Below are 22,399 nucleotides of genomic sequence, written 5' to 3'. Positions count from 1 at the left end.
ACGGGGCCGCGTCGGCGCGGGTCAGCCGCCCGCCTCCACCGGGGCCGCCAACGCCTGGCAGAGGTGGTCGGCCAGGGCCTGCGGCACGGGGTGGTCGAGCACGAGCGTGGCGGGCAGCCGCAGTCCGGTCAGAGCGCTGAGCCGGTTGCGCAGTTCCACCGCGGTCAGCGAGTCCAGCCCGGACTCGTGCAGGTTCCGTTCCGGCGGCAGGGCCTCGGCGTCCTCGTGGCCGAGCAGCTCGGCGGCGGCCGCGCGCACCTCGGCCAGCAGCCGTTCGGCCCGTTCGGCCGGAGCCAGGTCGCGCAGCCGGACGGCCGGTGCGGAGGCGGCCGGTCCGGCGGGCACGAGACCGCGCAGCAGCGCGGGCGCCCCGCGGGTGCGCAGCTTGGCGACGTCGAACCTGGCGAGGGTGAGCACCGTGTCGTCCTGCCGCAGCGCCGCGTCGAACAGGGCCAGCGCGAACGCGGTGGGCATGGGCAGGGTCGCGTCCGGGAGGGCGCCGTCCCGGTCGCGGGCGCGCAGCGTCTCCGTCATGCCGGAGGTCTCCTCCCACCCGCTCCACACCAGGGACTGCGCCGGCAGCCCCTCGGCCCGGCGGCGCTCGGCGAACGCGTCCAGGAACGCGTTCGCCGCCGCGTAGTTCCCCTGCCCCGGACTGCCCAGCACCCCGGCCACCGAGGAGAACAGCACGAAGGCGGCCAGCCCGGCGTCCCTGGTCAGCTCGTGCAGGTTCAGCACGCCCTCGACCTTGGGGCGCATCACCCGCTCCACCTGGTCGGCGGTCAACCCGGTCACCACACCGTCCGCGATCACCCCGGCCGCGTGCACGACCGCGACCAGCGGATACCGGGCGGGCACGAGGCCGAGCGCGTCGGCGAGGCCGTCCCGGTCGGCGACGTCGCAGGCGGCGACGGCGACCTCGGCGCCCAACCCCCTCAGCTCCGTGATGAGCGGGTCGGCGTCGCGCGCACCGCGGCGACTGGTGAGCAGGAGGCTGCGGACCCCGTACTCGGTCACCAGGTGCCGCGCCAGCAGCGAACCGAGCGTGCCGGTGCCGCCGGTGATCAGCACGGTGCCGCCGCCGAGGTCCGGTCGGGCGTTCCGTCCCGGTGCGGCACGCGCCAGTTCCGGCGCCTGGAGCCGTCCCGCGCCGATCCGCACGTGCGGCCGTCCGGCGGCCACCGCGTCGGCCAGCCGTGCCGAGGACCCGGGGTCCCCGTCCGTCTCGACCAGGAGGAACCGTCCGGGGTGCTCGGACTGCGCCGACCGGACCAGGCCGCGCGCCGCGGCGTGGGCCAGGTCGTCGCTGCGGGTCAGCACGACGAGTGGGACGTCGGCCGGGTGGTCCGCCGCCAGCCAGTGCTGGACGTGGGACAGCGTCTCCAGCGTCGCCTCCCGGACGTCGTCGGGCGCCGGGGTGCACACGACCGCGTCGGCGTCGGCGGGATCGACCAGGTCGGCGGTCGCGCCGAGACGGTCGGCGCCCAACAGCGCCCACCTCGGTGCGGGCGCACCCACCGGGCCGGTGAGTTCGGTCCACCGCGTCCGGTACACCGAATCCGTCGGCAGCGCGCTCGCCAGCTCGCGCAGGGCCACCGTACGTGTCCCCAGTGTCGCCCGGAAGAGCGGTTCGCGTTCGGCGGTGGCGACGGTCACGGTGAACTCGTCCCGGCCGGCGGGCCTCAGATGGGCGTACGCGCGGGTGGCACGGCAGTCGCCGACCCACACGTCACGCCACACGAACGGCAACGCGACGCGGCCGTCCGGCAGCGGCTCGGTCAGGGCGACGGCGTGCAGGGCGGCGTCACCGAGCACGGGGTGCAGCCCGGGGCCCGCGAACCCGCCGGGCGCCTCCTCGGGCAGACGCAGCTCCGCGAACAGTTCCCCGCCCCGGCGCCACAGCCCGCGTACGGCCCTGAACGCCGGGCCGTACTCGTAGCCGCGCTCGGCCAGCGACGCGTAGTCGAAGTCGACCTCCTCGGCGTCGGCCGGGGGCAGTTCCCCGGCGGACGGCTCGTCGCGTGTGTCGTGGAACGCGCCCTGGGCGTGGCGTCGCCACTGGCCGCCGGGCTGTGCCGGTCGGCTGAACACCTCGACCGTGCGCCGGTCCGGGTCCGCCACGACCTGGAGCTCCGCCGTGCCGTGCCGGGACAGCACCAGGGGCGCCTCGACGACCAGCTCATCGAGTCCGGTGCCACCGGAGCCGTGCGCGGCGCGCAGCGCGAGGTCCAGCAGAGCGGTGCCGGGCAGGATGCAGGTACCGTTCACCGCGTGGTCGGCCAGCCACGGCTGCTCGACCGGCGAGACACGGCTGGAGGCCACGATCTCACCGCTGCGCGCGGATTCGACCATCGTCCCGAGCAGCGGGTGGCCCGTGCCCGCCCCGGGCGGGGCGGTGGCCGTGAGCCAGAACCGCCGCCGCTGGAACGGTGTGGTCGGCAGGGGCACCGGCCGTCCAGTGCCGGTGGCGAGGTTCACCCCGTCCATCCCCCGCGTGTACAGCCGCGCGGCGGACATCAGGAAACGGGCGAGGCCGCCGTCGTCGCGGCGCAGGGTTCCGGTCACGACCCCGGTCGTGCCGCTCTCCTCCAGCGTCCGCTCGACCGCGGAGGTCAGCACCGGGTGCGAGCTGGACTCCACGAAGACCCCGAAACCCTGGTCGACGAGGTGCTCGACGGCCGGCTGGAACCGCACCGGCTGCCTGAGGTTGCGGTACCAGTACGCGCCGGTCAGCGTGGAGGCCCCGACCCAGTCCAGGTCCACGGTGGAGTACATCGGCACCGAGGGCGCGGCGGTGCGCACCTCCCCCAGCCTGGTCAGCAGCTCGTCGCGCAGTGCCTCCACCTGCGGGCAGTGCGAGGCGTAGCCGATGCGGATGCGGCGGGCGTGCACGCCGTCCAGCGCGCACTCGGCGAGCAGCCCGTCGATCGCCTGGTCGTCACCGGCGACCGCGGTGGTGGACGGACCGTTGAGCGCGGCGATCCAGAGCCGGTCCGGCCAGCGCTCCAGCAGCCAGTCCAGCTGTGCGCGCGACGCGGTCACCGACACCATGCTGGAGCCGGCGCCGAGTTCGGCGATGACCTGGCCGCGCACCGCGACGACACGGGCGGCCTCCTCCAGGGACAACGCGCCCGCGACGTACGCGGCGGCCAGCTCACCCAGAGAGTGGCCGAGCACCGCGTCCGGTTCGACGCCGCGGGAACGCCACAGGGCGGCCAGCGACACCATCACCGAGAACAGCACGGGCTGCAGGACGTCGATCCGTTCGAGCCGGTCGGCGCCGCCGGCCAGCACCTCGGTGAGCGACCAGTCCACGTGGGGTTTGAGCGCCCGCTCGCAGGCGTCGATGGATGCGGCGAAGACCCGTTCCCCCATCAGCCCGGCCGCCATGCCCACCCACTGCGAGCCGTGTCCGGGGAAGACGAACGCCACCTTCCCGTCGACGCCCGACGCTCCCGAGACGACGTTGCGCGCGGACCCGCCCTCGGCGAGGGCCCGTATCCCGGCGAGCAACTCCTCGCGGTCGCCGCCGACGACGACGGCGCGGTGGGCGAAGCGGCCACGGGACGCCGTGAGCGCGTGCGCGAGGTCCACCGGGGCGGCGTCCCCGGCCACCGGGAGCAGCCGGGCCGCCCAGTCCCGCAGCCGCTCGGGAGACTTCCCGGACAGCGTCCACGCGACGGCGGACGGTTCGGCGGCGGGCGCTGGCGCCGGTTCCTCCGGTGGCGCCTCCAGGATCAGGTGCGCGTTGGTGCCGCTGATCCCGAAGGAGGAGACGGCCGCGCGCGGCGGCCGGTGCCGTCGCGGCCACGGCATGGTCTCGGTGAGCAGCCGGACGTCTCCCGCCGCCCAGTCGACGTGCGGCGAAGGCTCGTCCACGTGCAGGGTCTTCGGCAGGGTGCGGTGCAGCATCGCCTGGACCATCTTGATCACGCCGCCGACACCGGCCGCGGCCTGGGTGTGCCCGATGTTGGACTTCAGCGAGCCCAGCCAGAGCGGGGTGTCGCGGTCCCGACCGTAGGCGGCCAGGAGCGCACCGGCCTCGATCGGGTCGCCGAGCCGGGTGCCGGTGCCGTGTGCCTCGACCGCGTCCACGTCGCGGGGGGTCAGACCGGCGTCGCGCAGGGCGAGCCGGATCACCTGCTGCTGTGCCGTCCCGCTCGGCGCCGTCAGGCCGTTGGAGGCGCCGTCCTGGTTCACCGCGGAACCCCTGACCACGGCCAGCACCGGGTGTCCGGCGCGGCGGGCGCTGGACAGGCGTTCCAGCACCACCATCCCGACGCCCTCTCCCCAACCGGTGCCGTCCGCCGCCGCGGAGAACGCCTTGCACCGACCGTCCTCGGCCAGCGCGCGCTGCCTGCTGAACTCCACGAACCTCTGCGGCGTCGCCATGACGGTCACGCCGCCGGCCAGCGCGAGATCGCACTCGCCCCGGCGGATCGACTGCACGGCGAGGTCGATGGTCACCAGTGACGAGGAGCAGCCGGTGTCCACGACGATCGCCGGTCCGCGCAGCCCCAGCGCGTAGGCGATCCGCCCGGCGGCGACGCTCCCGGCCGTGGCCGTGCCGATGTAGCCCTCCAGCTCACGGGGCACACGGTCCGGGTCGGTGACGTAGTCCTGGTTCATCAGCCCCGCGTACACCCCGACCCGCGCACCGCGCAGGGACGTCGGGTCGACGCCCGCCCGCTCCAGCGCCTCCCACGAGGTCTCCAGCAGCAACCGGTGCTGCGGGTCCATCGCCAGCGCCTCACGCGGCGAGATCCCGAAGAACTCGGGGTCGAAGCCGGCCACGTCGCGGACGAACCCGCCCCACCGGGTGTGGGAGGTGCCGCTGCGGTCGCGGTCGGGGTCGGACAACCGGTCGAGGTCCCAGCCCCGGTCGTCGGGGAACTCGGAGGCGGCGTCGACCCCGTCGGCCACCAGCCGCCACAGCTCCTCGGGAGAGGTGACCCCGCCGGGGTAGCGGCAGCCGATGCCCACGATCACCACGGGATCGTCGTCGGTGCCGGGCGGCACGGCTGCCGCGGCCCGCGGCTCGGGCGCACCGGTCTCCTCGGGCGCACCGGCGAGCTCGCCTTGCAGGTACCCGGCGATCGCGCGCACCGAGGGGTGGTCGAACGCGAGCGTCGTGGGCAGGCGCAGCCCCGTGGCGGCGGCGATCCGGTTGCGCAGCCGGACCGCGTCCGCCGAGGTGAGCCCGTACTCGCGCAGGGCCCGGTCCGACTCGACGCCGCCCGTGCCGCCCAGCACCTCGGCGACCTGGCCCAGGACGAGGTCGACCAGCCTCCTGCCGAGGTCGGTCCCGGAGATCCCGGCCAGATCCACCCTGGTCGGCAGCCGGTCCGCCTCGGTGACCGACACCGGCCGCACGCCCGCGACCAGCGTGTCGCCCGGTCGGCTCAGCGCGACGTCCACGGCGTCGCGGATCCGGTGGTCGGCCAACCCCTCCACCAGCACCAGGGTGGTGGGCGCGGACCCGGCGACGGCGATCGTCACGGTGGAGCCGGCGACCGTGACGGTGACGTCGTGCCCGGTGCCGGACGGCTCCGCACGCCGGACCCCGTGACCGGCCACGAGGTGGCGGACGAGCAGGTCGGCGAGTTCCCCGTCATCCCCCGCCAGGGCCACGTCGAGGCCGGCGAGCGGACTGGCCCCGGCGGGCGGTTCGGCGCCCGGGAACGGGACCGGCTCACCGTCGGCTCCCACCAGGTGCGGGCCGCCGTGGGAGCCGGCGACCGCGAGCAGCCGGCCGGGCAGCCCGGCCAGCGGCTCGCGCGCGACCTTGCCCGTCGCCGTCCTCGGCAGAGCGGCCACGGCGCGGACCTCCACCGGCACCTTGAAGTAGGCGAGGTCCCTGCGGCACCGCGCGAACAGCTCCGCGCAGTCGACGCCCTCGGGTTCCGGCACCACCACCGCCACCGGGACCTGGCCGAGCTCCTCGTCCGCCCGTCCCGTCACGGCGGCGTCGCGTACACCGGGCACCCGGGCGAGCACGGCCTCGATCTCGCTGGGATGCACGTTCTCCCCGCCCCGGATGATCACGTCGTCGCGCCGTCCGGTGATGAAGAGGTAGCCGTCGGCGTTGCGGCGGGCGAGGTCGCCGGTGCGGTACCAGCCGTCGCGGAGCACCTCCGCGGTGGCCTCCGGCTGGTTGTGGTACCCCAGCATCACGCTCGGGCCGCTGACCCAGATCTCGCCCTCCGCGCCGGTCGGCACCTCGACACCGGTGTCCGGGTCGACCACGCGCAGGCCCAGTCCGGGCAGCGGCAGACCGCACGAACCGGGCACCCGCTCACCGCCCGGCCGCATGGTGGCGACCGGCCCGCTCATCTCGGAGCAGCCGTAGTTGTCGGTGAGCTGGATGCCGAAGGCGGCCTCGAACGACTCGGCGAACGCGGCCGAGGTGACCGCGCCCGCGACGAAGCACACGCGCAGCGCGGGCAGCGTGAGTTCTTCCGTCTCGGCGGCACGGAGCAGGTTGTGGTACACCGTCGGCACGCCGACCAGGAAGGTGTAGGGCCGGGAGCGCAGTTCGCGGAGCACCTCGGCCGGGGAGTAGCCCGTGACCAGGTGCGCCGTGGCGCCGACCGCGGTCACGCCCATCACGCACAGGTTGTAGCCGAAGGCGTGGAACAGCGGCAGCGGCCACAGCACCGTGTCCGCCGGGGACAGTTCGATGATCGGGGCGTAGCAGGAGGCGGCGTTCCACAACACGGCGCGCAGCCGGACCAGCACGCCCTTGGGACGGCCCGTCGTTCCCGAGGTGTAGAGCAGGTAGGCCGGCTCGTCCAGACCGAGGTCGTCGCGCGCCGGGACGGTCGGCTCGCTGGCGGCCAGCTCCTCGTACGACACCGCGTCCGGGGCGCCGCCGACGACGACGAGGCGTTGCGGTCCGGCGGGCAGCACCGCGCGCACCTGGTCGGCGTGCGCGGAGTCGGTGATCACCGCCTGGGCGTCGCTGTCGGCGAGCACGTGCCGCAGCTCCGCGTCGGAGGAGTGCGGGTTGATCGGCACACCGACGCAGCCGCCGCGGTGGACGCCGAGGTAGCTCTCCACCATCTCCACACGGTTGCCCAGCAGGATCACCACCCGCGCGCCCCGGGGCAGGCCCAGCGCGACCAGATGGCCGCCGAGCCGGGCCGTACGCCGTTCCAGTTCCGAGTAGGTCACGGCCCGCCGCGCGTCGGAGTACGCGACCTTGCTTCCGCGCAGCGCCGCGTGCTCGCGCAGCAGTTCGGGCAACGGGCGGATCAGATCGGCGCGGTGTGTCGCGGACATGCCTGCCTCTTCTCTCGATGCGGTCATGAGAGGGCTCCCATCGCTGGCTCGGCCGGGGCGGGGACAACGCCTGGGCCGACGGACCCGGAAGCGGCGTCGTTCCCGGGCGACAGCGGGTCGGCGAGCCGCTCCGCGGTCCCGGCGCGCACGCCGGTGCGCCCGGCCGCTCGCTCCGCCGACCGGACTGTCGTTAGGAGATGGTCTGGAACGCGTACATGTCACCCCTCCGTGCCGTCGGGCGGCACGGGAGTGGAGGGGCGCCTGCCCCGGGTGGAGACCAGCAGCGGAGAGAACCACGTGTAGGAGGGGTCGGCCGTCGCCGCGAACCAGGCGTCGAGCTCCTCACCCGTGATCAGGCCCGTGTCGATCATCCGGTCCCCGAGCAGCCGGTAGGAGGCCCGGAACAGCTCCGTGCCGGGCGAGTCGGCGCCGCAGGCGACGACGTAGCCCGCGGCCGCGACGTCGACCAGTCCACGGCGGCGCAGCGCCGTGTACTGCCGTCTGCCCCAACCGGGGTCGAACCCGCCTTCGCGCAGCGCCGCGGTTCCGGCCCGCACCACCTTGTCGGTCAGCGCCTGGGCGTCCGCGGTGGCGCTGTCCAGGACCGCCGTGTACGCCATGTCGCAGTCCTCGAGGACCAGCCAGCCGCCCGGGCGCAGGGCCCGTACCAGCCGGGCGATCACCTGCTCCCGCTCGCGCAGGTGCATCAGCACCAGTCGCGCGTGGACCAGGTCGAAGGTGTCGGCCTCGAGCTCGTCGCGGACGATGTCGTGCTCGCGAACGCGCAGGTTGCGGCTCTCGATGCCGCTCAGGAAGCGGACGTCGAGGTCGGTGACCACCACCTGGCCGCCCATCCCCACACGCCGGGCGAGCCAGCGGGCGACCGAGCCGCTGCCGCCCCCCACCTCCAGGCAGTTCCACCCCTCGGTCACACCCACATCCGCCAACCGGGCCTTCGACCATGCGTCATAGGTGGCCTCGAACCCGGTGAACCGCGCCTGCGTCTCCGGAGACTCATTCGGCAGCATGTACTCAGATTTCATCATTCACTCGTATTTCATACACGTCGGCCAGTGGGTCGGGAATCGAGTGTCTTCGTCCGTGTCGACCAGAACGGAAATCCAGTCCTGGGGCGAGGTCCCATCGCAGCGCGGAGGAAAGCGGTTCGGAAAGGGCGCGTGCCGGTGGGCGGCACGTCCGGGCGTACTCGTCGTTCCGTGCCACGGGGCGGCACACGGATTTCTCACAGACCCGGGAATCCCTAGCCTGGAATATGTGACACGGACAACGGAAGCCCTCATCCCGGAGCTGCAGGAGTACGTGGCGGCGCACAGCACCGCGCCGGACGAGGTCCTGCGCGACCTCGCGTCCGAAACCCAGCGGCTCTTTCCCGAAGACGAATTCATGCAGATCGGCCCCGAGCAGGGGCGGTTCATGACTCTCCTCGCCCAGATCGCGGGGGCGGAGCAGGCGGTGGAGATCGGCAGCTTCACCGGCTACTCGGCCATCTGCCTGGCCCGCGGCCTGCGGCCCGGCGGAGCGCTGCTGGCGTGCGACATCAGCGAGGAGTGGACCGCGGTCGCCCAGCGGTACTGGAAGCGTGCCGGACTGGACGACACGATCACACTCGAACTCGGACCGGCGCTGGACACGCTGCGTGCGCTGCCGGCTGAGCCGCGGTTCGACCTCGCTTTCATCGACGCCGAGAAGGAAGACTACGTCGACTACTGGGACGAGCTGGTTCCGCGGATGCGTCCCGGCGGGTTGCTGCTCGCCGACAACACCCTCCACCACGGACAGGTCGTCGACCCCGCGGAGAACGCCGCCAACGTGCGAGGCATCCGCGCGTTCAACACCCGTGTCCGTGACGACGACCGGGTGGAGCAGGTCCTGATTCCGATCGGCGACGGCCTGAACCTGGCCCGGAAGAAGTAGGCGCGGCGTCCGCGCCGATTCGCAGGAGAACCCGGCCACACGCGAGCCGACCGGCGCGCGTGTGGCCCCGTGCTGATCCGGCTCACCTGCTTCGCGCTTCGAGGACGACGGGGCGCCCCGGGAACAACGGGGCGCCCCGAAGGCGTGCCGTCCGCGTCGCGCGCCGCGGTCAGCGGGGTGTGCGCTGGCCGGCGGCGGGGGCCAGGGCGGCTTCGAGGCGGCGCACGAGGGTGAGGACCTCGGAGGGGGTGCCGACGGAGATCCGCATCCATCCGGGCATGCCCATGTCCGCGGCGTCACGCACGTGGATGCCGTCGGCGAGCAGCCGCCGGGTGACGGCGGGAGCGCTCCCGGGCAGGTGCGCCGTGACGAAGTTGGTCTGCGAGGGCAGGTAGGTGACGCCGAGCCGGTCCAGGCCGCTGCACAGGGTCGTGCGCGCCGTGGCGGTGGAGACCCTGGTCAGCTCCAGGAACTCCTGGTCCTCCAGAGCCGCGCGGGCCGCCGCCTGCGCGAGTCGGTTCACGTGGTACGGCATGGCGTCCTGCACGGTCCCGACGCGGGAGACGACGTCGGGGCCGCCGATCAGCGCGCCCACGCGCAGGGAGGCGAGGCCGTACGCCTTGGAGAACGTCCGCAGCACACTGACCGCGCCGCCCTCCCGCGCCCACGGGAGCGCCGAGGTGAAGGAGTCGTCGGCGTACTCCGCGTACGCCTCGTCGAAGACGAGGTGCGATCCGGTGGCGCGAGCCGCCTCGCACAGGCTCCGCACGGCGTCGGCGTCCAGGAGGGACCCGGTGGGGTTGTGCGGGTTGCAGACGAAGACCAGGGCCGCGCCCTTGCGCATCTCCTCCACGAGCGCCGCGGGGTCCACGCGGTGGCGGTCGAGGGGGACGTGTGTGACACGCAGGCCCACCGCCTCCAGGCTCTTCGGGTAGCCCTGGTAGGTGGCCTCGGTGACCACCGCGCGGCCGGTGCCGCGCAGCGCGAGCGCGAGCATCATGATGATCTCGTCCACCCCGTTGCCGACGGCGACCCTGTCGGCGGTGACGCGGTGGTGGGTGGAGAGGGCGTCGACGAGCGCGGTGTACCGCGGATCGGGATAGCGGTGAACGCGAAGCAGCTCAGCACGTGCCGCTTCCACCGCTCTGGGGCTCGCACCCCAGGGGTTCTCGCTCCGGTGCAGCAGGAGCGGGGCGGGCAGAGCGCTGTCGGTGACGGGGTGGGCGGTCGGTGTCCTGGTGCGCATCAGGTCTCCTGCCGTCTGGGGGTAGAGAACTCGTTGCCGGGCTGTGACAAGGAGATGACGGGGACATCCGCCCGTCATCCCCCCGTGCCGTGGAACGGCACGGGGGCGGATCGGGGTCCCCGGGGGGCGGGGGCGTCAGTCGCTGAAGTCCTTGTCGCGGGTCTCCGGCAGGGCCAGGAGGCAACCCAGGCTGACCAGGCACAGCACGCCGACGTAGAGGCCGAGGACGAACGGCGACCGCCAGAGCGAGGTCAGCCAGGTGGCGACCACCGGGGCGAAGCCGCCGCCGAGGGTCAGGGCGAGGATGAAGGTCGCCGAGGCTCCGGTGTAGCGCACCCGGGCCGGGAACAGCTCCGGCAGGAACGCGGCCATGGGCGCGAACACCATGATGAACAGGACGAGCCCGATGCTGAAGGCCACGGTGATCAGCACGCCGTCGCCGGTCTGCAGGGAGCCGAACATGGGCAGCGCCCACAGGGCGCACCCGACCGCGCCGGCCAGCATCACGGGGCGTCTGCCGAACCGGTCCGCCATGATCGCCACCGGCAGGGTGGCGGCCACGTCGGCCACGGCGGCGATGCTCGTGGCGGTCAGCATCGTGGTCTGCGGGATACCGAAGGCCGCCGGTCCGTAGGAGAGGCTGTAGACGCTCACCAGGTAGTAGAGCGAGGCGCCGCCGATCGCCGCACCCATGCCGAGGAGCAGTCTGCCGGGGTACTCCCTGACCAGCACGCCGAGGGGGAAGCGGGGCGCCGCGGCGCCGCTGGCGGCCCGCTCGTCGAAGACGGGGGACTCGGCGACCTGGGACCGGACCCACAGGCCGACGCCGATCAGGACGGCGCTCAGCAGGAACGGGATGCGCCAGGCCCCTTCGGCGAAGCCGTCCCTGCCCACGACCGCCAGCATCGGCAGGATCACGGCGCTGGACAACAGGAAGCCGAGCGGCGGGCCGGCCTGCGGGATCGACGCGAACAGCGCGCGCCGCCCGGGAGGCGCGTGCTCCGCGGCCAGCAACACGGCTCCGCCCCACTCGCCGCCGAGGCTCACGCCTTGCAGCAGGCGCAGGACGACCAGGAGCACGGGACCCACGAGGCCGGCGGTCTCGTACGTGGGCAGCAGTCCGACGGCGACCGTGGACAGGCCCATCAGGAGCAGGGAGAGGAAGAGGGCGTGCTTGCGGCCGAGCCGGTCACCGATGGTGCCGAACAGCACCACGCCGACCGGGCGGGCCAGGAACGCCGCGGCGAAGGTCAGGAACGCGGCGAGAGTGGACAGCGTGGCGTTGCCGGAGGGGAAGAAGGCCGGGCCGAGGACGAGGGCGGCGGCCGTGCCGTACACGGCGAAGTCGTAGTACTCGATGACCGTGCCGATGAGGCTCGCGGTGGCGACCCGCGGCGCGCTGGACCGTCGTGCGGTGGCCGCGGCGCTCGCCGCGGTACCGCCGACGGGCTCGGTGCCGCTGGGGGATTCGGACATGGAACGGCTCGCTTCCAGACAGCCCCGGATCCGGAGTGACCCAGGGCACACGGGAGGACTGGGCGGGAACAGTGGTGCTCCGACCACCGGGGAGGGGCCCGTGGTTCCCCCCGCCCGTCGATCAGGGGGAGGGGGCGGGGGAGCCCGCCTCGGCCGTCGACCGGAGTGCGGCGGCCTCCCCCCGGGTCCCCGCGGTCTCCGTCGCGGCCGCCGCGGGCGGGGGCGCGCCGTCGACGGCCCGTTCGAACCGCGAGGGCAGGGCCAGGCGGTACAGGGGCATGGCCGACGCCGTGGTGATGACGGCGATCAGGACGAAGATGGAGAACGCCTCGGTGGTGATCATCTGCTGCGACAGGCCGATGTTGATGAAGATGAGGATCATCAGCCCGCGGGCGTTCATCAGGCTCCCGACCGCGTAGGACTCGCGCCACGAGTGGCCGATCCCCCTCATCGCCAGGGCGCAGCCGAAGTACTTGCCGACGAAGCCCGCCACGAGGAGGGCGAGGAAGGGGAGGATGAGCTCCCAGCTCATCAGCCCGTTCAGGCGTGTGTTGAGGCCCGAGTAGGTGAAGAACAGGGGCAGCAGGAGCACACTGACCATGTCCATCATCCGACTGTGCAGGGCCTCCCGGAACACCGCGTCCCGGGGCATGGCCAGACCGGCGATGAAGCCCCCGAACACCGAGTAGATGCCGATGAGGTCGGTGAACAGGCCGGCCGCCAGGACGACGATGAGAACGACGTAGAGCTGGTCGAAACCCAATCGCCCCGTACGGCGCACGCTCCGCCCCAACGGTCTGAGCAGCCTGGCGACGATCATGAGCATGAACACCGCGAACATCGCCGTGAGCCCGATGGTGACCAGCGCGTGCCCGGGGCCCGCGCCCAGGTGCAGGGCGGACAGGACCGCCAGGAAGCACCACGCGGCGGCGTCGTCGATGGAGGCGCCGATCAGGGTCAGGACGCCCAGCCGCGAGTTCTGGAGTCCGCGTTCGTACAGGATGCGCGCGAGCATGGGGAAGGCCGTGATGGACAGCGCTCCGCCCGCGAACAGGGCGAACATGAGCGGATGGACGTCGGGGCGGGACAGTTGGCCGTAGAAGAGCCAGGCGGCGCCCGCGCCGAGGAGGAGCGAGGGCACCACGCCGGAGACCGCCAGTACCCCGGCGGCGCGCCCCGTGGGCCCCGACTTCCCGCCGCCGTGGTCGAGCCCCGCTCCCACGAGGAACATGAACAGGGTCAGCCCGAGGGTGCTGAGCACGTAGAGGACGGACTTGACCTGGTCGGGGAACAGCGCGGCCTCGACTCCCGGCAGGACGAGTCCGAGGAGGGTCGGTCCGAGCAGGATGCCGGCCACCATCTCCCCGAGCACCCGGGGCTGGCCCACGAGCAGAGCGAGCCGACCGCACAGGGCGGACGTCGCCAGGATGACGATGACGGCGGGAAGGACCCTGACGACGAGGAGGAGGTTGTCGTCCGTGATGGTGCCGAGGAGATCGGTGAGCAATGCGGGTAACCCTCTCGTGTCGCGCGACGTCGGCCGACCTCAGCCCACGGGCTGCTGGACCCGTTCAGGACGCTTGAGGGTGATCCAGCGATCGCTGACCGGGTTCTCCCGGGACTCCTCGCGGTAGATCCGGACCAGGCCCATCAGCGCCGCGTCGCCCTCCCACAGCTCGACCTGGCGCCGCACGGCCTCGTCGTCCCGACGGGCTTCGCACTCCGCGATGACCGTGCTGACCAACTGGCCCGACAACTGTTCGAGGAAGCGCACGTTGGCGGCGAAGCGGGCTTGCAGTTCCTGGTCCGGCAGGCCCGCGCTCATGCCGATGTGCAGTCGCCGCATGAAGTCGAAGTCGGAGTAGCGGACGAACGTGTCCGTCTCGCTCGACTGGTCGAGGGCGTGCCATTCCCGGAAGAAGCGCTGGACCTGGCGGTTGATCTCGGTGCGGCGGGCCAGCCCGGTCACGATCTGGGGGAAATCGGCCAGGCGGCGGAACATGCCGTGGAAGTACAGCAGGCCGGGGCCGCCCCAGTAGCGGCTCACGTCCCAGATGATCTTCGCCATCATGATCCTGGCGTTGCCCATCAGCACGTACTGCTTCTCGAAGTTCTCCAGCCAGTCCTCGACCGCGGTGAGGTACGTCCGGTCGTGGACCGCCGCCCGTTCCCGGATGTCCTCCCCGTCCAGGGCGCGGGTGACCAGGTCGGTGACCAGGCCGTTGCCGATGGCGATCAGATCCAGGCCGGGCGAGTACAACGGGTCGAGGAAGACTCCGGCCTCACCGGTCAGGCACCACCGCTCGTCGGACATGACCCGCTCGCAGCTGTAGGAGTAGTCCTTCATCACCCGGAAGTCCTGGAGCTTGTCGCGATGCCGCTCGACTTCGCGGGCGCACTGCGGCTCATGCTCGCGCAGCCAGTCCAGGGCCCGTTCGAAGCGGTTCATGCCGGAGAACGGGTGCGTGTCCGCGTCGGTGACGATGCCGATGCTGATCGCGCCCGAGGCCAGCCGGATCAGCCAGACCCAGTAGCCGGGCCCCATCAGGTGGTTGGTGGACAGCTCGCGCCGGCCCGCCCGGATCCGGCCGTTCCAGCCGGGGTCGGTCGACCACGCGTCGATGTCGATGGGGTGCCCGATGCGGAACCAGACCGCGTTGGCGCGGTGCCCCACCTTCTTGGCCAACCCGAGCTGGCGCTTGAGCGTCGAGGACCGGCCGGTGGCGTCCACCACCCAGCGGGCCGCGACCTGGTGTTCCCCGCCCCCGTCCGCGACCAGGGTCAGACGGTGGCGGTCCTGGTCCGGCCGCAGATCGATCTCCTGCACCCTGCGGCCGGAGAGGAAGGGTATGCCGAGCCTGTGCAGCTCCTGGCCCAGCGCGTTCTCCAGCCGCCCCCGGTCGAGCTGGTAGCTGCCGACGCTGTGGGGCGGGGGAACGGGGTGGCCGATCTCCACCCGGCGCGCGATGTCCTCGTTGCTGTCGTCGCTGAAGAACACGCGCACACCGAACTTGTCGAGCTGGTGCCGCTCCAGGTGGTCCCCCAATCCCAGCACCTCGCGCAGGTAGTGCGCGGCGATCTCCACCGTCGACTCGCCCACCTTGTGCGCCGCCTCGGGAACGGGGTGCCGCCGTCGCTCGATCACCACGATGCTGGTGTCCGGGCGGGCCTGGCTCAGTTCGAGCGCCAGCGTCAGGCCGGCCGCGCCGCCGCCCATGATCGCCACGTCGTACACATCGGACTGCTGATCCGTGCTGTGGGCCATGCAGATCTCCTACCGTCTCTGGATGGAGGAACGTGCTACCGGGCCGCACCAGGAGATGGCCTGTGACACGTGCGTGTCACTCCGCCGTTCCATGGAGCGGCACGGCGAGCGGTCACGACCGCCCTCCGTAGGCCTCCTCGAACCGCGCCACGGCGGAGGGGACGGGCACGAACGCGCCGTCCTCGACCGTGTTCACCGAGATCGCGTCGGTCGTCAGCCCGGCGTGGTCGTTCGGCGCGTAGGCGACCGGACCGATGGGAGTGGTGAGGTCGAGGCCCTCCAGAGCGGTGCGGACACTGGTGTGCTCGGTGCTCCCGGCCTTCTCGATCGCCGCGACCAGCAGCGTGACGGCGGTGTACCCGTCCCCCGCGAACTGGGGTGGGGAGTAGCCGTGCTCCTCGGCGAACGCCTCCGCCGCCGCGGTGCTGACCACCCGCTGCTCCCCGTCGGGCAGATGCTCGCCGACGACGCTGATCGAGCTGAGCACCGTCACGCCCTCGGCGGCCTCGCCCACGGGCTCCAACCACAGCCCGCTCGCCTGCGCGCCGCTCATGACGAGCGGGACGTCGGCGCCGACGGCCGCGTACTGCTGGGCGAAGGCGACGCCGGGCGCGCCGGTGCCCCAGAAGAAGAACGCGTCCGGGGCGTCGTCCTCCACGGCGGCGATCACATCGTGGAAGTCGGCGGTGGCGTGCTCGTACTCGTGTGCCGCGACCAGCTCCACCCCGTGCTCCTCTGCCATGTCCTCCATGGCGAGGAACCCGGCGATCGCGTAGGACGTCGCCGAGTACGCGACCGACACCCTGGTGACGCCCGTGTCCTGGAAGTACTCCAGAGCGCGTCGGGCGTAGGCCGAGGTCGTGGAGGTGACGACGAAGACGTTGTCCCTGACGGGGGTGAGCTGTTCGTCGGCCGGCGTGGGGGACAGGTAGGGGATCCCGCTCATCTCCACCGAGGGAAGGGTCGCCATGGCGGAGTCGGAGACGGTCGAGCCGATGACCGCGACGGGATCGCGGTCGATGATGTCGTTGAAGGCCTGGACCGACTGGTCGGGCGAGCTCCGGTCGTCGCGGGTGATGAGTTCGATCTCGCGGCCGAGGACGCCTCCGGCGGCGTTGACCTCGGCGACGGCGAGCTCCACCGCCCTGTGCCCGTCGGTGCCGAGGGCGGAGTAGTCGCCGGTCAGAGGGGCGATGTATCCGACGAGGACGGCGCCGACGGCGCCGTCCCCGCCGTCGTCCTCCTGGCCCGCGCCGCATGCGGCGGTCGCGAGGAGGGCGAGACAGGCGAGGGGTGCGAGGGGTCCGCGCACACTGTGCTCCTGGGGGATCGGAAGACGGGGTCGGTGCGCGCTCCCGGCGCGCGGCGGTTCGTGCACGCCGGGGAGTCCGGGAGGCGCCGCCGGGGACGGCGCGCCCTCCCCGGACCCGGGGCGACGGCTCAGGTCCGGAGCCTCACCCCACCCGGACGGTCACGGAGCCGAGCCGGTCGAACTCCGCGGTGAACGTGTCCCCGGCCCGCATGGGGACGGCGGCGTGCAGGGACCCGGTCATGACGAGGTCGCCCGCGTTGAGCGCCACCCCGTTCTCCCCGAGGGTGTTGGCCAGCCAGGCGACGACCGCGACGGGGTCCCCGAGCGCCGCGGCGCCCGCGCCGGTGTCGACCAGCGCGCCGTCGCGCGTGAGCACCATGCCGATCAGGCGGGGATCCAGCTCCGACAGAGGAACGACCCGCTCGGAGAGCACGACCGCGCCCATGGACGCCAGGTCGGCGACGGTGTCCGCGAGCTTGATCCGCCAGTCCTCGATCCGCGAGTCCACGATCTCCAGCCCGGCCCGCGCCGCCGCGACCGCCTCACGCGCCCGCTCGGTGGTCACCCCGGGGCCCTCCAGCCGCTCGCCCAGGACGAACACGATCTCGGCCTCGACCTTCGGCGCGATGAAGCGGTCGAGTTCGACCGTGTCCCCGTCGGTGTAGGTCGCCGAGGCCAGGACCGGGCCGTAGTCGGGCGAGTCCACTCCGAGCAGCCGCTGCATGGGGGCCGCGGTCAGCCCGACCTTGTGGCCCAGGACGTGGTCGCCGTCGGCGAGCAGCATCGTGACCAGCTCCCGCTGGATCGCGTACCCGTCCGCCATCCCCAGCGAGGGGTCCTCGTCGGTGAAGGGGGGGATCGGCTCGCGCTTCTCCCGGGCGTCGTAGAGCGCTCGCGCGCGCGTCCGTGCCAGCTCGTCGGCGTTCACGCGGACTCCCTCTCCCCGGCGGCGAGCCGCACCGCGACGTCGATGATCATGTCCTCCTGGCCGCCCACGTACCCGAGCTCTCCGCAGCGGCGCAGGATCTCGTGCGCCGGGACCCCGTAGCGCTCCGCCGCGCGTTCGGCGTGCAGCAGGAACGAGGAGTACACGCCGGCCCAGCCCTGGACGATGGCGTTGCGGTCCATCTTCGGCCAGCGGGGAAGGTAGGGGCGGACCACCTCCTCGGCCGCCGCCAGCAGCGCCGGCACGTCGAGGCCGGTGCCGACGCCCAGCCGGTCGAACACCGCCGCCAGGACCTCGGTGGGGGAGTTGCCCGACCCGGCGCCCAGCGCGCACAGCGAGCCGTCGAAGTAGCGCACGCCCGCGTCCCGGGCGAGCACGGAGTTGGCCACGCCCATGGAGAGGTTCTGGTGACCGTGGTATCCGACCCAGGCCTCGTCGCCGACCTCGTCGACGAGGGCCTCGAAGCGCTCCAGGGCCTCGTGCATGAGCAGGGCTCCGGCGGAGTCGGTGACGTAGGGGCACTCGCACCCGGCGTCGACCATGATCCGGGCCTGCCGCGCCAGGTCCTTGGGCCCGACGCGGTGCGCCATCATGAGGAACCCGACGGTCTCCATGCCCAGTTCGCGCGCCGCGGCGAAGTACTGGGGCGAGATGTCGGCCTCGGTGCAGTGCGTGGCGACGCGGACCATGCGGGCGCCGGCGTCGTGGGCGCGTTTGAGGTCGTCGACGGTGCCGATGCCGGGAACGAGCAGGACGGCGATCCGCGCGTCGCGGGCCTCCTCCGCGGCGGCCGAGATCAGCGTCATCTCGTCCGTGCCGGAGAACCCGTAGTTGAACGACGAGCCGCCGATGCCGTCGCCGTGGCTCACCTCGATCCACTCCAGCCCGGCCGCGTCCAGAGCGCGGACGGTGTCGCGGACCTGGGCCTCGGTGAAGCGGTGCGCCATCGCGTGGCTGCCGTCGCGCAGGGTGGTGTCGACGACGCGCACGTCGTGGGTCAGTTCGGGGCGGGTCATGCCGCCGCTCCCATCTTCGCTCGGGCCATGAGTTCGCCGACACGGGCGGCGGCCGCGGTCATGATGTCGAGGTTGCCGGCGTAGGGGGGCAGGTAGTCGCCGTTGCCCCTCACCTCCAGGAGCACCGTGACGCGGGCGTGCCCGTCCCACTCGGGGATCGGGTCGTCGAACTGCGGTTCGGCGCGCAGGGTGTAGCCGGGGACGTACGTGCGCACCTCGGCGACCATGTCGTGGACGGAGGAGGTGATCGCGTCGCGGTCCGCGTCGGCGCCGACCATGCAGAACACGGTGTCGCGCATGATCATCGGCGGTTCGACGGGGTTGAGGATGATGACGGCCTTGCCGCGCGCGGCTCCGCCGACCTGGGCGACCGCGTCGCCGGTCGTGTGCGTGAACTCGTCGATGTTCGCCCGCGTTCCCGGTCCCGCGGACCGGGAGGCGATCGAGGCGACGATCTCCGCGTAGGGGACGGGGGTGATCCGGGAGACGGCGTGCACGATGGGGATGGTCGCCTGCCCGCCGCAGGTGATCATGGAGACGTTCTCCGAGCCGATGTGCGCCTCGCCGTTCACCGCGGGGCTGACCATCGGCCCCAGGTGGGCGGGGGTGAGGTCCACGGCCTGGATGCCCGCCGCGGCGTAGCGGGGGGCGTTCACGACGTGGGCTCCGGCCGAGGTCGCCTCGAACACGATCTGGGGGAGCGGGTCCTGCCGCAGCAGCCAGTCCACCCCCTCCGCGGAGGCCTCGATGCCGTGGGCGCGGGCGCGGGCCAGGCCGTCGGACTCGGCCACGCCGACCACGTACCGGACGTCGATGACGGGGCTGCCCCGCAGTTTCGCCAGGAGGTCGGTGCCGATGTTGCCCGGGCCGACGATCGCCGCGGGTATCTTCTGCGTTGCCATGTGGGGACCATGGCAGGGCGCCGAGCGGTGTGAGGGCCCGTGTTCCACACCGTGGAACACGGCCGGGCGGGGGCGCCGCCCCTCGGGCACGCTGCGACCATGAGAGCAGCAGTAGCCGTCTCCCAAGACGCCGACGACCCCCTGGCGGGATTGGTCCTCAAGGACGTTCCCGTACCGGAGCCCGCACCCGGCTGGGCGCTGGTGCGCGTCCTGGCCTCGTCGCTGAACATGCACGACCTGTGGACCCTGCGCGGTGTCGGGCACCCGCCCGAACAGCTGCCGAGGATCCTGGGGTGCGACGCGGCCGGGGTGGACGAGGACGGGCGGGAGGTCCTCGTCTACCCGGTGATCGCCGACGCGGACGCGGGCGGCGGAGACGAGACCCTCGACCCGGACCGCGCCCTCCTCTCGGAGCGGCACGACGGCGCCTTCGCCGAGTACATCACCGTGCCGCGGCGCAACCTGGTGCCCAAACCGGAGTGGCTGTCCTTCGAGGAGGCCGCCTGCCTGCCGGTCGCCTGGACGACCGCGTACCGCATGCTGTTCACCCAGGCCCGGATCAGGGCCGGTGACCGCGTCCTCGTCCAGGGCGCGGGGGGCGGCGTCGCCTCGGCCGCGATCAGCCTGGCCGCCGCGGCGGGGGCCACGGTCTACGCCACCAGCCGCAGCGAGTCCAAGCGGCGGGCGGCCCTGACGTGGGGGGCGCGGCACGCGGTGCCCACCGGCGAGCGCCTGCCCGAACGCGTCGACGTGGTCGTCGAGACGGTGGGCGAGGCCACCTGGTCCCACTCGCTCAAGTCGCTGCGCCCCGGAGGCACGGTCGTCATCGCCGGAGCCACGAGCGGCGCCAACCCCCCGGCCGACCTGGCCCGGATCTTCTACCTCCAGCAGCGCATCCTCGGCTCGACCGGCTGTACCCGGCACGAGGTCGTCGCCATGCTCCGCATGATGGAGGCGACCGGCCTGCGGCCCGCCGTCGACCGGGTGATTCCGCTCGCGGACATCCACGAGGGCTTCAAGGCGATGGCCGCCGGTGACGTCACCGGGAAGATCGTCGTCCTGCCCACCGACACCCCGTCCACCGATCACTGAGGAGCCCCACCATGCCGGTCGCCCTTGTCGGTATCTCGCATTCCCCGCTCATGGGGACCAACCAGCCCGCCGACGACGTGGTCGCCCGCGTCGACGCGGCGTTGGACGACGCGCGCGCCTTCGTGCGCGACTTCGCGCCCGACCTGGTCGTGCTGTACGCGCCGGACCACTACAACGGCTTCTTCTACCGGAAGATGCCGCCCTTCTGCCTGGGCACCGCCGCGAACTCGGTCGGCGACTTCGGCTCGGCCGAGGGCCCCGTGCGCGTGGACGGCGAGGCCGCCGGGACCATCGCCCGGGCGGTGCTCGACCAGGACGTGGACCTGACCATCTCCGCCCGGATGACCGTCGACCACGGCTTCGTGCAGCCGCTGGAGGTGCTCTTCGGCGGGATCGACGCGGTGGACGTCGTGCCCGTCTACGTCAACGGCGTCGCGGCGCCGCTCGGACCGGTGCGGCGCGTGCGCGCCCTGGGCGAGGCGGTCGGCCGGGCCGCGGCCGCACTGGACCGCAGGGTCCTGTTCGTCGCCTCCGGCGGGCTCTCGCACGACCCGCCCGTCCCCGTGCTGGAGGGCGCGCCGCCGCGGGTGGCCGACGCCCTCATCGAGGGCACCCCGCCCACTCCGGAACAGCGCGCGCGGGGGGAGAAGAGGGTGCTGCAGGGCGCCTTGGACTACGTCGCGGGCACCTCCGACCAGCGGGAGCTGAACCCGGAGTGGGACAACCTGGTGCTGGACACACTGGCCTCGGGGAAGCTGTCCGAGGTGGACGGCTGGACGAACGCGTGGTTCGAGGCCGAGGGCGGCGGGTCCGCCCACGAGGTGCGCACGTGGATCGCCGCCTACGCCTCCCTGGGGGCGAGCGGGCCCTACGCGGTGCGCTCACGCTTCTACGAGGCCATCCCGGAGTGGATCGCGGGATTCGCGGTGACCACCGCCCGTCCCGTGCCCGAGCGGTAGGTCCGGGACGGGCCCGGCGCACGCCTGGCCCCCGGCGACGCCCGCCGGGGGCCGGAGCGGCCGGGGGACCTGAGTCACACGGTGGCGCCCGCGGCCGTCCTGGCCTGCGCCCGCTTCACCGCGAGCGACGCCGCGTAGGCGATGCGGCGCAACTGGTCGGTGTAGCGGGCGGGGTCGAAGCGCCCGGTCCGCCCCGCGATGGACAGGGCGGCGACGGGCCGCTCGCCCCGACCGAGCACGGCCGTGGCCACACAGCTCAGGAACGGGGACGCCTCGCCGTTGTCGAAGGCGAGGCCGTGGGCCCGGATCCGGCCCAGCTCCCGGCGCAGGTCCGCCGGATCGGTGATGGAGGAGTCCGTGAGCCGGACCAGTCCGTTCCCCGCGAACGCCTCGAACGGGTCGGGGGAGTAGGCGAGCAGGACCTTGCCCACGCCCGTGCAGTGGGCGGGCACCGTGGAGCCGACCCTGGACGGAGCGGGAACGGCCCGGTGGCCGTGGAGTTTGGCCAGGTAGACGATGTCCGTTCCGCGCAGGACGCCCAGGTGCACGGTGGCGTGGGTGAGTTCGTACAGCTCGGCCACGAACGGGGTGAGGGTTTCCGCCACCCAGGTGTGCCGGGGCGCGTGGACGCGGGCTCCGAGGTCGTAGACGTTGCGGGCCAGCCGGTAGCTCCGGCCGTGCCGCTCCACCATCCCGTTGCGTTCGAGGATGCCCAGAAGCCGGAACGTGGTCGACTTGGTCAGCCCGGTGCGGCGGGCCAGTTCGCTGACGCCCAGTGCCTCCTGGTGCCCGCCCAGGAAGCGCAGGAGACCGAGCGCCTTGTCCACCGCCGTCTGCTGGGAGTCACCGGTGTCGGAGTGGTACACCTCGCGCGGCGGCCGCGCGTCGAGGGGGCGGGACAGGTGGTCGTCGGGCTTGATGTCCATGGTCATGGCACTGTCCTTCGGCGCGGACGACGTGAGGCGTGAC

At 73.0% G+C, this 22,399-nt stretch carries 14 protein-coding genes; 3 read left to right on the top strand and 11 right to left on the bottom strand.

Going from position 1 to position 22,399, the window contains the following annotated elements:
• Positions 1-21: 21 nt before the first annotated feature.
• Together ACIBFB_RS18880 and ACIBFB_RS18875 are read right to left on the bottom strand one after the other, a co-directional pair.
• Positions 22-7,281 carry an SDR family NAD(P)-dependent oxidoreductase gene (locus ACIBFB_RS18880; RefSeq protein ID WP_397231766.1) on the bottom strand — a complete coding sequence of 2,420 codons (7,260 nt, stop codon included), beginning with the start codon at positions 7,279-7,281 and terminating at the stop codon, positions 22-24.
• A 218-nt stretch (positions 7,282-7,499) separates the two neighbouring features.
• On the bottom strand, positions 7,500-8,309 hold the full coding sequence (locus ACIBFB_RS18875; RefSeq protein ID WP_397231764.1) for a class I SAM-dependent methyltransferase: 810 nt from the start codon (positions 8,307-8,309) through the stop codon (positions 7,500-7,502).
• Positions 8,310-8,556: 247 nt separating this feature from the next.
• Here ACIBFB_RS18875 and ACIBFB_RS18870 point away from each other — a divergent pair, with 247 nt between their 5' ends.
• Positions 8,557-9,216: an O-methyltransferase gene (locus ACIBFB_RS18870; RefSeq protein ID WP_397231762.1), complete on the top strand. Its 660-nt coding sequence runs from the start codon at positions 8,557-8,559 to the stop codon at positions 9,214-9,216.
• 169 nt (positions 9,217-9,385) lie between these two features.
• Here the strand turns inward: ACIBFB_RS18870 and ACIBFB_RS18865 are convergent, their stop codons facing one another.
• The 8 genes from ACIBFB_RS18865 to ACIBFB_RS18830 all read right to left on the bottom strand — a co-directional run bounded on the left by ACIBFB_RS18865 (position 9,386) and on the right by ACIBFB_RS18830 (position 19,379).
• Positions 9,386-10,462: a pyridoxal phosphate-dependent aminotransferase gene (locus tag ACIBFB_RS18865; RefSeq protein WP_397231760.1), complete on the bottom strand. Its 1,077-nt coding sequence runs from the start codon at positions 10,460-10,462 to the stop codon at positions 9,386-9,388.
• A 135-nt stretch (positions 10,463-10,597) separates the two neighbouring features.
• Positions 10,598-11,938, bottom strand: coding sequence for an MFS transporter (locus ACIBFB_RS18860; protein ID WP_397231758.1), 1,341 nt, complete (start codon positions 11,936-11,938; stop codon positions 10,598-10,600).
• 121 nt (positions 11,939-12,059) lie between these two features.
• The gene (locus ACIBFB_RS18855) at positions 12,060-13,445 is read right to left on the bottom strand and encodes a cation:proton antiporter (protein WP_397231756.1); all 1,386 of its coding nucleotides are present in this window, start codon (positions 13,443-13,445) and stop codon (positions 12,060-12,062) included.
• Between the two features lie 39 nt (positions 13,446-13,484).
• Positions 13,485-15,203, bottom strand: coding sequence for an NAD(P)/FAD-dependent oxidoreductase (locus ACIBFB_RS18850; RefSeq protein WP_397231754.1), 1,719 nt, complete (start codon positions 15,201-15,203; stop codon positions 13,485-13,487).
• A gap of 112 nt (positions 15,204-15,315) precedes the next feature.
• Positions 15,316-16,515, bottom strand: coding sequence for an ABC transporter substrate-binding protein (locus ACIBFB_RS18845; protein WP_397231752.1), 1,200 nt, complete (start codon positions 16,513-16,515; stop codon positions 15,316-15,318).
• A 142-nt stretch (positions 16,516-16,657) separates the two neighbouring features.
• On the bottom strand, positions 16,658-17,443 hold the full coding sequence (locus tag ACIBFB_RS18840) for a 2-keto-4-pentenoate hydratase (RefSeq protein WP_397231750.1): 786 nt from the start codon (positions 17,441-17,443) through the stop codon (positions 16,658-16,660).
• Positions 17,440-18,477 carry a 4-hydroxy-2-oxovalerate aldolase gene (gene dmpG, locus ACIBFB_RS18835; RefSeq protein ID WP_397231748.1) on the bottom strand — a complete coding sequence of 346 codons (1,038 nt, stop codon included), beginning with the start codon at positions 18,475-18,477 and terminating at the stop codon, positions 17,440-17,442. Before dmpG ends, ACIBFB_RS18840 begins: the two co-directional genes overlap by 4 nt.
• Positions 18,474-19,379: an acetaldehyde dehydrogenase (acetylating) gene (locus ACIBFB_RS18830; protein WP_397231746.1), complete on the bottom strand. Its 906-nt coding sequence runs from the start codon at positions 19,377-19,379 to the stop codon at positions 18,474-18,476. Before ACIBFB_RS18830 ends, dmpG begins: the two co-directional genes overlap by 4 nt.
• Before the next feature lie 99 nt (positions 19,380-19,478).
• Here ACIBFB_RS18830 and ACIBFB_RS18825 point away from each other — a divergent pair, with 99 nt between their 5' ends.
• A complete protein-coding gene (locus tag ACIBFB_RS18825; RefSeq protein WP_397231744.1) occupies positions 19,479-20,471 on the top strand; it encodes a zinc-binding dehydrogenase in 993 nt (330 codons plus the stop codon).
• Positions 20,472-20,482: 11 nt separating this feature from the next.
• A complete protein-coding gene (locus ACIBFB_RS18820) occupies positions 20,483-21,430 on the top strand; it encodes a 3-carboxyethylcatechol 2,3-dioxygenase (protein ID WP_397231742.1) in 948 nt (315 codons plus the stop codon).
• 74 nt (positions 21,431-21,504) lie between these two features.
• On the opposite strand, the gene ACIBFB_RS18815 is transcribed toward ACIBFB_RS18820, so the two are convergent.
• A complete protein-coding gene (locus ACIBFB_RS18815; protein WP_397231740.1) occupies positions 21,505-22,362 on the bottom strand; it encodes an IclR family transcriptional regulator in 858 nt (285 codons plus the stop codon).
• Between the last annotated feature and the right edge of the window lie 37 nt (positions 22,363-22,399).

Source organism: Nocardiopsis sp. NPDC050513, assembly GCF_044457925.1.
Taxonomy (GTDB): Bacteria; Actinomycetota; Actinomycetes; order Streptosporangiales; family Streptosporangiaceae; genus Nocardiopsis.
This window is presented reverse-complemented; position numbering and strand designations above follow the sequence as displayed.